The sequence below is a fragment of the Limnoglobus roseus genome, assembly GCF_008254045.1.
Taxonomy (GTDB): domain Bacteria; phylum Planctomycetota; class Planctomycetia; order Gemmatales; family Gemmataceae; genus Limnoglobus; species Limnoglobus roseus.
In genome coordinates this window covers 3,433,783-3,446,548 of record NZ_CP042425.1, presented here as the reverse complement: position 1 = coordinate 3,446,548, position 12,766 = coordinate 3,433,783, and the positions used below count along the sequence as shown (strand labels likewise).

The following is a 12,766-nucleotide window of genomic DNA, read 5'->3' as shown; positions in this document are numbered from 1 at the left end:
AGCTGATAGGCCCAAAACCAAAGCAATAACGAGCGGCAACTTGAGTGGCATGCAGCTGGAGTTACGATCCGTAAACGTGAAACGTGTCCGATTCGAGAACGCTTCTTCGAGTAGATTTTCGACTGCGCTCATGCTGGCGATCGAATTGACAATTGTTCGCGATCCCTCAGCGGGAGCAGTGAGGTATTCGACTTTGGCGAATGTTCGTACGCGGTTGACCGATACAAACGGAAAAGTAATTCGCCACGTCATCCGCGATGCCGAAGGGATGTGGCCTACAGGTCGCGTTTCGCAAGAAAGGGAAATCGGTCTGGGCAAGATGACCGACGTGTTGGTATTCGACGTTCCCGATCAGGGCGGGGATTTAACACTGGAGATTGGGGTCGAGAATCAAAAGACTGACCCGCTCAAATTCACGATCCCCGAAACGATGATCGTCAAATAGACGCAAGGGCGGCCCATGAACTTCCACGTCGGCACGAGCGGCTACTCCTACCCCGCGTGGAAGGGGTCGTTCTACCCGGAGAAACTGCCGGCCAAGCAGTTCCTCCGTTACTACGGCGAACAGTTCCGGGCCGTCGAGAGCAACAGCACCTTCCGCGGGATGCCGAAGCCGTCGGTGCTGGAAACGTGGGCAGCGACCGTGCCCACCGACTTCCGCTTCGCGCTGAAGGCCCCGCAACGCATCACGCACTTCCAGCGGTTGAACAACTCCGCCGAGTCCGTCGCCGAGTTATTCGACGTTGCCGCGACCTTGAAGGATCGCCTCGGACCAGTCCTGTTCCAACTGCCGCCGAACTTCAAGAAGGACGCCGACCGGCTGCGCGGGTTCCTCGCGCTGTTGCCGGCCGGCAAGCGAGTCGCGTTCGAATTCCGCCATCAGTCGTGGTTCGACGACGAAGTCCTCGGCCTCCTCCGCGGTCACGGGGCCGCCCTCTGTCTGGCCGAAGCCGAGGATGAACTGGACATTCCGTTCGTGGCCACCGCCGACTGGGGCTACCTCCGCCTGCGACTGCCGGACTACACCGACGCCGAACTGAAAGCGTGGGTGACACGCCTGCGCCAGCAGAAGTGGCAAGACGTGTTCGTGTTCTTCAAGCACGAAGACGAGGGCAAGGGGCCACAGTTGGCGAAGCGGTTCCTGACTTTCGCAACGGCGAGCGGCCCGGCGTGAGCGGGCCGTGTCGGAACTCGCTCTCAAGACACGGCCCGCTCACGCCGGGCCGCTCGCCTTATTCCCACTTCTGGTAACATTTCGGGATCAGCTTCCCCGCCCGCGGGCACTCTTTCCGTGAAGCCCCGGCGCAGGGTCGGGGTGACGCTTCGGGAATCTCTCCATGCCGACGGCTCGCGTACTCGACGCCCTGCAAGTGCTGGTGCGGCCGCCCGACGAATGCACGGACGGCGAATTCCTTCAGCGGTTCCTCGCGCAGCAAGACGAGGCGGCGTTCGCCGAGTTAGTGCGGCGGCACGGGCCGATGGTCTACGGCGCGTGCCGGCGAATCCTCGGCGGCGGGGCGGAAGCCGACGACGCCTTCCAGGCCACGTTCTTCGTGTTCGCCCGAAAGGCGAGGGCGATCCGCAGTGCCCACGCGGTGGCGTCCTGGCTCCACAGCGTCGCGGTGAAGGTGGCCCACAAAGCCCGCGTGCAGGCGGTCAAGCGGAGGGTGCGTCAGATGGCGGCGGCCAAGCCGGAAGCGGTCCCTCCGACCACGCCGCAGGCCGACCTGTGGGCGGTCCTCGACGAGGAACTCGCGAAGCTGCCGGACGACCTGCGGCAAGCCGTGCTGGCGTGCGACGTGGGCGGCAAGTCCCGCGCTCAAGCCGCGCGCGACCTCGGCTGGCCGGAGGGCACGGTGGCGAAGCGGCTGGCGAAGGCCCGGGAACAGTTGGCCAAACGCCTGACCCGCCGCGGCATTTCGCTGAGTGCCACGGCGTTGGCGGCCGCCCTCGCGGACGGGGCCACGGCCGCCGTGCCGGGGACGCTCTTCGCGGAAACTGCCCGACAAGCGGCGGCGTTCGCGGTCGGCAGGGCCGGTTCCCAAGCGGTTCAAACACTCGCGGAGGCGGTCATGCGCTCGCTCAAAGTCGGGGTGTTTAAGATGTGGTTGCTCGTCGGCCTCTTGGGGTCAATCCTGACTGGCGGGGGCTTGATGCTCGCGAGTGGGCCGGGTGAACCGGGGGACAAGAAGACCGAGCCACCGAAGGCCGATGCGAAGCCGGAGGCGGCGAAAACGGGAACGATGTGGAAGGAAAGCTTCACCGTCGATTACCCCGGCAGCTTGCCCGTGTCGGTGGCGTTCTCAGCCGACGGCAAGACGCTGCTCACCGGCGACACGAGCGGCGAGGTGATGGCCCTGATCTTCACCGGCGACGAACCGCTCTGGAAGTGGAAGGCCAAAGTGGGCGGGTCGCACGCGGCCGTGGCGTACTCGGCCGACACGAAGCAGGTCTACGCCACGTTCAAGGACGGCATCCGACTTTTGGACGCGGCCACCGGCAAGCTCGGAGCGGCAATCGAAACGAAGGACCAACATCCCGTCGCGGAAGCCCTCGGCGAGGTGATCGAGACGAAGGAGAGCAAAGACAGGCACCTTCTCACGATCGGCGTCTTTCCCGACAAAACCATCGCCGAGACGCACTCGCAGTCTCAGGTCATCCTCGGCGACGCTCGGGGTTCCTTCGTCAAGTCGTGGAGCGACGGCAAACTGGAAACGGCTGGCACCATCGAGTTGCAGACCGCCGCGAAGGGGCAAGTTTCGCCGGACCCGTTCGCGGTTCCACTGGCCGTCGATCCGAACGGCCGCTCGGCCATCATCACCGGCCCCATCGACGGAAAGACGAACAAAAACGTCCTGTGGGCGTACGTCTGTGGCAACTACGAGAAAGACAGCCCCGGCAACCGATTGATGCCCGGCCACACGGCGACCGTCGTTTCCGCGGCATGGGCGAAGGAAGGCAGCACCGCCGTGACCGGCGACGCCGACGGCCGAGTGATCGTGTGGAACGCGAAGACGATGAAGGAAGCCCGCCGCCTCGAACTCGGCGGCCGGGTGGCAGCCCTCGCGATCTCCGACGACGGCACGCACACCGCCGCCTACGTCCTCGGCAAGCGGGGCGAGGTCTACGTCTGGGAAACCGCGAAGGCGGCGAAGCCGACGAACCCGATCCACACCGAACTGCGCGAGTTCACCATGCCGACGAGTTGTGCGAGCCTGTCGTTCGCACCGGACGGCAAGCGGCTCGCCGGCTGTGCGGGTGACAAGAAGTGGCTGAACCGCCTCGGCGAACTCTCGGGCAAGGTCCGCGTCTGGGAGGCCGCCAACGAGCCGAAGGCCCAACTCGCGCCGACGCACCTGTACACGAAGGCGTTGCCCAAGGGCAGTTCCAAGAACTTCGCCATCCTCGACAACAACTCGATGCTCATGCCCGCCGACAAAGAGGGGGCGGTCGACTTTCGGAACGTCGCCCAAGGGCACATTCAGTTCCGGCTCACCCTCGGGAAGTTCTCCATCGGTGCAATCAAACTCTCCGCCGACCGGCAGTGGTTGGCGATGGAACGGCACCCGCCGACGGCGAATAACGTCCCCGAAAATCCGAGCGCGAACTTCGTCGCCGACGTTTGGGACGTGAAGACCTTGAAGCGGGGTGCCTCGATTCCGGGATGCAGCCGAATCCTCGACGTGGGTTCGCGTCGGGCGGCGGTCGTTCGCGAGGCGAAAATCGAAATCTGGGACACCGCCCCCTGCACTCTCCTCAAGACGGCCCCGTTCAAGCACACGCGGATCGACGCGGCCGCGTTCTCGCCGGACGGCAAGTTGCTCGCGATCGCCGACGCCAACGAACTCGTCCTGTGGCAGTGGGAAGAGGACAAGCACGAGCGGATCGTCCTGGGACAGCGGGTCGGGGCGTTGATGTTCTCGCCCGATGGCAAGTACCTCGCGAGAGGGCCGACGCCGGGCGAGAGCATCCCGATTTACGACGTGGAAACGCGAAAAGTGGCGCGGTCACTCGACACCGGTACGAAGCGGTCAATGAACGTGCCGCGGATGGTCTACACGCAGGGCGGCCGGGTGCTGATCGCGTGCGACAGCATCACGTTCCCGAAAGAGATCGCCGTGACGCACCGCATCAACCTGTGGGACACGGCGAGCGGGGCCATCGCCCAGCAGATCGCGGTGCCGACCGGGCTACCGGCGGGTGTCGATGTGTCGCCGAACGGCCGCCACCTCGCCGCGGTGATCGACGACGGCGACGCCGGCCTGAAGTTGAGCGTCTGGCGGCTCGACGGTGGGAAACCTGTGGCCGAGCCGGGGCCGACGCCTCCCGCGGCAGTCGCGCCGCCGGTCAAGATGATGTGGAAGCAAGAAGAACCGATCACCAACCCGCAGTTCGACGTTCAATCTGTGGTCGTATCGCTGGACGGAACGCGGTTCGCCGTCGGCACCGGCAGCCAGACCTGGGTCTACGACTCGGCGAATCGGACGAAGCAGTACTCCGTCGCCGGCGGCTTCCCGAAGTTCGTTGACGCCGATCTCTTCACCTACGAGGTCGCGGTGACGCAGTTCGACGCCGTGTCCGGGAAAGAGAAGGGGCGATTCAGGAAGGGCAGCGGGCTCCCACTCTCGGACGTGTCGGCGTTCAGTCCCGACGGCAAGAGGATCGCGGGCTTCGACGGCCTCGACGTTCACGTGCAGAACGTGGCGACCGGATTGGAGGCGGTGAAGTTAGCCGGCCAGAGCGGCACAGGTGCCGGGAGTGGCAGGATTATGATCGTCCGTAATGTCCTCTGGTCCCCGGACGGGAAGCGGATCGCCGGCTTTCATTGGGGCGGGAAGGGTTTCCAGGGGATGTTAACGATCTGGGACGCCGAACAAGGCCATCGAATCGCCACCCGCCCCGACGCCGCCGGGACGACCTCCCCGCTGTGCAAGGGCATCGCGTTCGCCCCGGACGGTAGAACAATCGCGGTCGGCGGGCTGACGGGCGACGCCGAGAAGAACTCGTCGCTGACAATTCTCGATGCCGCCACGCTCAAAGAGAGTCGAGAGCCTGTACCCATTCGGTCCCGCGACGGCGGAGCCGACGTGACAGCCGTCGCGTTTTCGCCGGACGGCTCGACGGTCGCCGTCGGTGTGAAGTTGCACACCGGCAAAGCCCCGTTGAACCGCATTCACCTGTACGACGCGAAAACGCTCGAACTCCGCGACACTCTGCTGCCGCACCCCGACACGCCGCCGATCACGGCGCTCGCATTCACGCCGGACGGCCGCACGCTGATCACGGCGACCGGCAGCGGGCCGTTCAGCGACGCCGAGCAGCGGGAAGTTCTGCACCGCGTCATGATCTGGCGCGGCGAGCCGGCGAAGGAACCTCAGTCCAACTGATACGGCGTGTTCGCGTCCTTCTCGTGGCGGATTTCGTCCACCGGGTCTTGCTTCAGCCACCCGGCGTACAGGCGGTTCGCACCGTTGAACACCAGCCCGTCTTTATCGCCGACGTTCTTGTAGGCGTGCACCACGCCGGCCGGCACGATCAGCGCGTACGGCGAATTTTCGCCGACCTCGCGCACTTCCTTTTTGCCGAACGTCGGCGACTTCTCGCGGGCGTCCCACAAGTAAACGCGGAACGTGGACGGGCCGAAGAAGCAGAAGTAATCGGCCTGGTCGATGTGCTCGTGCGGCCCGCGACTGACGCCCGGCTTCGTCTGCGAGATGTAAGCCATCACCGGGTGGAAGTTCGGGTCGATCAGGTCGTTACGGAACAACTCGACGAGCCAACCGCGGGCGTCGTTGAAGAACTTCAGCGGGATCCACTTAATGTCGTGAATAGCGGACGGTTCGACGAATTTGGGCACAGCAACGTTCATGGGTCCGGTCCTGTCGGGGAATCGGGGAATGTCCCCAACCCTACCAATTTGCGGCGACCGAGGCGAGACGAGTTTGAATGCTACGCCCTCGTCGTCAGACGCAATAGCCGGACACTCGCGGCCGGTACGTCGAGCGTGATCGAGCCATCAACCACGGCCCGCGATTCGACGGGCGTTCCGTTCCGCGTTGCGTCGATGCCGACCACGTCCACCGTCGTTACCGCCGGGGCCGAACGGAGGTCGATTCGAACAGCCCCGCCCGTGCCCGCGTGGCGGCTCAGCAGGATCAGACCGGACTTCTTGTCGACCGCCATCCCCGCCAGTGCCGTCAATCCGGCCGGCAGTTCGCCCTTCAGCGGCAGGCGGCGGAGGCCGGTGAAGTTCTTGAACGCGGCCATCGCGTAGAAGACCTTGTTCGGCACGCCGTGCGGCGAGAACAGGCCCATGCCCTGAGCTTCCGCGGAGAAATAGTTCGCCACGTCCAACGGCGCGTCTTGGAGGAGGCAAAGTGCCGCCGCGGCGAACGCCGCCCCTTCCGGCCCGCCGAGTCGGTCGTGCCACGTCTGCCGGGCGAGGGCGTCCTTCGCCATCATGCCGGTCCATTTACCGTCGGGCAGGTAGTTCCACTCGTTCAGGTGGCTCTCGGTTCCCTTGAAGCCAGCCGCGTCGAGAATCTGCCGCATGCCCTTCGCCCGGCGGACGAACTCGGTCGGGTCGCCGGTGTAGCAGTGCCACGAGAGGAAGTCGAGCGGCACCCAATCCTTCCGGCAGCGGGCCAGGAAGTCGCGGAGAAACGCCGTCGGTTCGAGGCGGTCGCCCTTCAAGTCGCCGCTGTTACCGAGGCCAGGGCCGCCGATCATCAGCTTCGGAAACTTCGCCTTCAGCACCTTCGCCGCGGTGACGTACAGGTCGAGGAACTGTGCGTCGGTGCCGGTCCAGCAGTTCGGGCGGTTGTCGGGTTCGTTCCAGATTTCCCAGTATCGGATCGGGTAACGGAAGCCGTCGGCCCAACCGTCGGTGTAGTGGCGAACGATGCCGGCACAGACCTCGGCCCACTTCGCGAAATCCTTCGGCGGTTGGACGCGGCGTTTCACCTTCTGGTGTTCGATGCTCTCGCCGAGGCGGTAGACGATGGCCGTGCCGGCGTCGTGGATGGCCTTCACGAACTCGTCGGTGCGAGCGAAATCGTAGCTCGCCGGGTTCGCGGGGTCGGCGGCGAAGTCCGGGAAGACGGCCTTCACGTCCACGACATCCGGGATGGGCCAGTGGCAGTCGTGCAGGCGGGCGAACGGGAACGCGGCTTCCTTCCAGCGGGCCGACAGGTCGAGGATGCCGCCGGCCGCGACGGGGCCGCCGTTGACACCCGCTAGTGGGCGAATCGGCTCACCGAGGTTCTCGGCGTCGAAGACGAGTTCCGCACGCGGGTCAGCGGCGAGTGCGGTGGAAGCGGCGAGGGGCGGCAGGGCCGCGAGAAACGTGCGGCGGTTCATGCAGGCGTTATATCGCCGACGATCGGCGAATCACTTCTTCGGTCGAATGGTGATCGTCAGCGGGTCGAGCCAGTGCTTGGCCGCCGCGTCGTAGTACAGATAAGCCCGGCTCGCCGGGCCGTGGAACTCGCCGGGGATGTCGGCAATCAGGTCGAGTGACAGGTCCACGATTTGTTTCGGCCCGAGGCCGCGCCAGTACAGCACCAACTCGCGGCCGTTCTGCTCCCAGTAGCTGACGGCCGCTTCGCCCGTCTGCGGCTTCGCGGTCAGGTTCTTGAGTTGGGCGAAGTCCGGCGGCAGCTTCAGCCCGGCGGGCAGGCCGATGATCGCGACGGCCATGCCCGTGTCCTTGGCGTCGAGGTTCTGGAGTTGCACGTTCAGCCGCACCGTACTGCCCTCGGCCACGTCCTTCTCGGCCAGCGTCGTCGTGAGCTTTAGTGGCGCGTCGGCGGCCGACGCGAACGTCCGGCTGAACGCGGCCGAGGTCACGCTCACCGGGTAGCTCTGCACGGCCGTCGTTTCGAGCGTAACTTCGTGTTCGCCGGGCGGGAACAGCTTCTCGGCGTCCTCGAAGGTCAGCACCGTCGGCCGCAGGTCGTCGCTCTTGAACGCCAGCCGCCCGGCTTCTTTGCCGCCCACCCGCACGATGATCTCGCCGCTCTCGGCCGTGCGGCGGTTCGCCTGGTTGTACGCGACGATCGCCTTCAGTGCGAGTACGGTCGCCTGAGTGCCGCCGAAGGTGCCGCCGGGCTGCCGCGATTTCACGAGGAAGCCGACGGCGTTGCCGAGGTCCACGGCCACGTCGGGCGACTTGGACGTTTGCCACGCGAGGGCGGCGAGGGCGGTCGTCTCGACGACGAGGTCGCTGCCGCGCGAGCGGGTGATGCTCGTCTCCGCGCCGGGCAGCGAGCCGTCCGGTTTCTGCTTGTCGGCCAGCGCGCGGAGCAGTTCCGGCGTCGGCGAGACGTTCGCCGCGAGTGCTAGCCGGTACGGGTCGCCGCTCTTGAGGGCTTCGTCCGCCACGGCCTTCGCCTCCAGGCTCAAGTCGGCTTTCGGGTCGGCGGCAGACAGTGCCCACGTCAGGTAGGCGTCGGCCACCGCGGTGGGCACGTCGCCGAAGGCGTGGGCGTCGGCCTTGCGGGTGAAGCCGCCCTTGCCGTCACGGCGGCTGAGCAGGAAGTTGCGGGTGCGTTCCATCACCTGCGGCTCGACCGGGAAGACGCGGGCCATGTCGGCGAACTGCACGAGGCCGTAGGCCGTCAGGCACTCGTGCGCCGGGAACGCCCCGAACCACTCGAACCCCTCGCGGCCGTCGCCGGTTTGCTTGCGGACCTCGAAGCTGTTCAAGCGGCCATAGCCGCGTTCCAGCAGGCCGAGGGCACGCTCGACGAACTTACCTTCGCGCAGGTCGGCGTTCTTCAGGTATTGCAGGGCGAGGACGTTCGGGTAGTTCGACGACGACGTTTGCTCGAAGCAGCCGTGCGGCTCGCGGAGCAACCCGTCGAGGCCCGATTCGATGTCGGCGAAGGAATTCGTGAAGACCTGCAGTTGCACCTTCAGCGTGCCGGGGATGAGGTTCGGCGGGACGACGAGCGTGGCCTTCGCCGTGCCCTTGAGTTCGGTGTTCGCGCTGCCAGCCACGGGGAAGCCGTCCGGCACGACGGTCACGGTCCGCTCGACTGCGTCGGCGTGGCCGTCGCCGGTCGCGGACACCCGCACGCGCGCCTTGCCGGGGCCGACGGGCTTGACCTTCGCGATCACCCGCGCGCCGGCCGCGGCCGGAACCGAAGTCGTGGATTCGCCCTCGTCGGCGACGAGGTAATCGGACCAATAATTCACCTTCGCGTCGAGGTTCTTCGCGGTGCCGTTGGAGACGACGATCGGCAACAGCGGCCGGTCGGACGAACTGATCTCTGGCGGCAACTTCACGTCCACGGCCAACGGCTTTTGCACTTCGATCAACCCCGTCGTTGCCCCGAGGCGGCCGTCGAGCGTGTGTCCGGCGACCAGCACCCGGTAGGCGTTGATGGCGTCCGAAACGTGGAAGCCGAGCGTCGTCCGGCCGTCGCCGGGCAGCACCAGCACCGGGTGCCAGAGGACGGTTTCCGTGAAGTCGGTCCGCGTGCTGTCGTGCACGTCGGCCTTCTGCGGCAGGTGAGCGTACTCGCGAACGACGAACGGCGAGTGTCGCGTGAGGGCCGTCTTTACGCGGTCGTTGAACGCGGCTTCTTCTTGCGGCGACGGCCCGCCTTCCTTGAAGGTGCGGGCCGCACGGTCGGCATGGTCGGCCTGAAGTTGAGCGGGCCGCACGTCGACGGCCGCTTTGCGACTGCTGCCGGGGCCGATGTCCGTTCGCGATGGCGACGGGGCCATCATGACGCGAGCGACGGCTCTGGGGTTCGGCTTCTCGCCTTCGCGAAGGTCGGGTGTGGGACGGGGAACGGTGGGAGGTGGTTCAAGTGGCGTGACCGCGCCATCGTCGTCGCCGCGGGACCGGGAAGTCTGGTAGGCGGGCATCAACACGAAGTAGACGGTCGAGAGGATGGCGAGAATCACGAGCGTTTCGCGAACGCCGAACCGTCGCCGACGGCCGTTCCAAACGGCGGCCGCCAAGAGAGCGAGGATCAAGATACCGGTCAAGCCGTAATACAGTCGCTCGCCGGATCGGTGCACGAGATTGGTTTCAGTCGTTCGTGCGGCCGCTAGCCGGCGGGCTTGTTCCGCCCACTCCGGCGACTTCCGATCCCGCTCCGTCTCGGCGATTCGCTTCTCGGCTTCCAGGTGATCGAGTTTCGCGTCGATCGGATCGACGGCGGAATGGTGGTTGGCCGTGACGCGATCCGGGCGGGCTTCGCCGACGGGGTCTAGGTGGCCGGTGGCGATCCAGAATCGCTTCTGCTCGGCATCGCTCACGCTCGTCGAGCGGAAGCGGCCGTCAGCCTCGGCAAACCGCCGCCAGCCCTGCGTGCCGAGGAGCAAGTCGAGCGTTTCGGCAGCCTTCGGGTGGTGCGTCAGCAGAAAGTCAGCGTGTTCGAGTTGCTCCGGGCGTTGCAGTTCGCCGGCCAGCAGGAAGTGCGTCGGCAGCAGGCGTTCGGCCTTGTCGTCGGCCATCGCCAGTACGCTCTGATTGACAACGGCCGCGAGGAGGATCGCGGCCGTCGGTTGATCGTTCTCGTTGGTGGCCTTCACTGCCAGTGTGACCCGGTCACCCGGCGAGTAAGGTCCCGCCCGGTCCTGGGTGAAACTAAGGTTCAATTTCTCCGTTGGTCGGCGGAAGACGAGGCGTTCGGCGAGCGGCACCAGATCGGTGCGGCCGGCGTTCGCGGCGGGTTCCTCGAAGACCGTCACCCGCGTCACGCCGCCGATGGCCACGGGCGGCGGGGCGATCACCACTTCGATCGGCTTGCCGGGGTCGGCCGTCAATCGCTGGTGGCCGATGACGAGGCCGCGGGTGTACACGCCGACGATGAGCGACCGCTTCGACTTCGCCGTGACCGTGGCCTTCAGCGGTTGGTTCGCGTCGATCACGCCGACCGGGATCGACAGGGCCACGCCGTCGGCCTCAGCCTTCGGCAGCAGGTAGCCGGTGCCAACGGCCGCGAGTTGCGGCACGGTGATCGCCGGTTCTTCCGTGCCGACCGGGCGGAGCAACTTCAGAGCATACCGCTTGCCCGCCTCCGGCGTCAGCGTGAACACGCCCAGACCCTGGTTCGCCCCCGGGTGGTCGGCGTTGGTGAGAGTCTTCACGTCGCAGATGGTTCGGCTGCCGTCGGTGATCGTGCCGACGATGTCGGCCGGCTTGCCGGTACTCGTCGTGGCCCGCACGTAGACGCGGTTCGGCACGCCTTCGATCAGGTCGCCGCCCTCGGGGAAGAACTCGACCGACACCTTCTTCGTGGCGAGCGGGACCGGGCGGACGATGCTCTCGGCGTTCTGGTCGTTGATGTTGACCGTCAGCGTCGGGTTCTTCAGGTCGCCGTTGGGCAGCTTGAACTCGATGTCCGCGGTGCCGTCGGCCTTCAGCGTGAAGGGGTACTTCAAGCCGCTGACCTTCGGCGTCACGGTCACGAGGATCGGGATGTTCGCGAGCGGCTTGCCCTGATTCTTCACGGTCAGTTTGGCCCGCACGGTGTCGCCGGGGCCGTAACTCTTCGCGTCGAACTCCAGCGTCTTTTGCAGCACCTCGGGCTGGTACTTCGCCACCGTGAACGCCCGCGTGGCGATGGGCAACGCGCCTTTCGGCAGGTCTTTGCTCGCCCACCCCGACGGAATCTCGAAGGCCAACAGTTTGTACTCGCCGCCGGGCAGCGTCTCGGGCAGGGCGAAGACGCCGCTCGCGATGCCGCGGACCGGCGAACCGTCGGGACCGACGACCGGCTTTGGGTGGCCGCCCTGCACCGTCACCGGCTGCGTGGTGCCCGTGAGAACGCCGTTTTCCATCGTCGTGCCGTCGGGCTTCCGCAGTTCGAAGCGGATCGTCAGATCGCGGGCCGGCGGCTGAAGGCCGGTGCCGTTCAGCGTGAGACTGCGGAAGTAGACCGATTCGCCCGGCCGGTAGAGCGGCTTGTCGGTGACGACTAGCGTCGTGAACACCGGGGCCAGCAGTTGGATCGGCTCGGCCAGTTCGGCCGTCGCCCCGGCGGCGTTCGTCGCGCTCACGGCAAGGACGATGTCGGCCGCCCCGGCCGGGAACTTCGCCCACAAGCTCGTCGGCAGCCGCCACTTCGCCTCGCCGGGCTTCAGCGTTTCCTGATGGAAGACGGTGCCGCGAGAGTCGCGGACGATGGCCGTGACCTTCGCGGTCGGGGCGTCCTTCACGTCGAAGGTGTACTCGTTCATCGCCCCCGGCACGGCCGCGACGGGGCCGGTCACGGTCAGACGAAACGGCTGGGCACTCGCCCGGACTTCGGCGGATACCCAGGTCTTGAGCTTCGCCTGGAGCGATTCGCCAGTCACGGCGATTTTGCGATTTAACTCTTCGACGAGTCGGTCTTGCGCATCCCGGCGGGTCGCGTCGTCTTTCTCGATCTCGGCCACCCTCGCCGTGGCCTGGGCCACCGCCGTGGACTGCTCGCGGTAGGCGAGGTAGTCCCGCAAGGCCGGCGTCATCAGACCGAAGGAGCAGACGAGCAGAGAAGCGGCAATCGCCCACTGAAGGCGGCGAGACGGCTTCGGCCGCACGGCCGCGGGGGTGGCGTCGGCCGGGATGACGAACTTCACTTCGGGAAACGGAACCTTCGCGGCGGTCGCGAAGAGTCCTTTCATCCCGGCGGCCTCGTCCCTTGCGGCCGTGCAGACGGGGCAGTCGGCGACGTGCGCGGCCACGACGGCTTCCTCGGCCGGGTCGAGTAACCCGTACAGGAAGTCGAGCATTTGCCCGCGACAGTGTTCGCACGTGACCGACATC

At 66.3% G+C, this 12,766-nt stretch carries 6 protein-coding genes; 3 read left to right on the top strand and 3 right to left on the bottom strand.

Annotated elements, in window-relative coordinates:
• Positions 1-130: 130 nt before the first annotated feature.
• From PX52LOC_RS14550 to PX52LOC_RS14540, 3 genes are all read left to right on the top strand, one after another.
• The gene (locus PX52LOC_RS14550; protein ID WP_149110788.1) at positions 131-445 is read left to right on the top strand and encodes a hypothetical protein; all 315 of its coding nucleotides are present in this window, start codon (positions 131-133) and stop codon (positions 443-445) included.
• Between the two features lie 15 nt (positions 446-460).
• Positions 461-1,174: a DUF72 domain-containing protein gene (locus PX52LOC_RS14545; protein WP_149110787.1), complete on the top strand. Its 714-nt coding sequence runs from the start codon at positions 461-463 to the stop codon at positions 1,172-1,174.
• Positions 1,175-1,337: 163 nt separating this feature from the next.
• Complete coding sequence (locus PX52LOC_RS14540) at positions 1,338-5,387, top strand: sigma-70 family RNA polymerase sigma factor (RefSeq protein WP_149110786.1); 4,050 nt, start codon at positions 1,338-1,340, stop codon at positions 5,385-5,387.
• Here the strand turns inward: PX52LOC_RS14540 and PX52LOC_RS14535 are convergent.
• The 3 genes from PX52LOC_RS14535 to PX52LOC_RS14525 all read right to left on the bottom strand — a co-directional run bounded on the left by PX52LOC_RS14535 (position 5,375) and on the right by PX52LOC_RS14525 (position 12,765).
• On the bottom strand, positions 5,375-5,869 hold the full coding sequence (locus tag PX52LOC_RS14535; RefSeq protein WP_149110785.1) for a dTDP-4-dehydrorhamnose 3,5-epimerase family protein: 495 nt from the start codon (positions 5,867-5,869) through the stop codon (positions 5,375-5,377). The two genes, PX52LOC_RS14540 and PX52LOC_RS14535, sit on opposite strands and share 13 nt — an antisense overlap.
• A gap of 80 nt (positions 5,870-5,949) precedes the next feature.
• A complete protein-coding gene (locus PX52LOC_RS14530) occupies positions 5,950-7,359 on the bottom strand; it encodes a GH39 family glycosyl hydrolase (RefSeq protein ID WP_149110784.1) in 1,410 nt (469 codons plus the stop codon).
• A gap of 30 nt (positions 7,360-7,389) precedes the next feature.
• Positions 7,390-12,765, bottom strand: coding sequence for an alpha-2-macroglobulin family protein (locus PX52LOC_RS14525; protein ID WP_149110783.1), 5,376 nt, complete (start codon positions 12,763-12,765; stop codon positions 7,390-7,392).
• Between the last annotated feature and the right edge of the window lies 1 nt (position 12,766).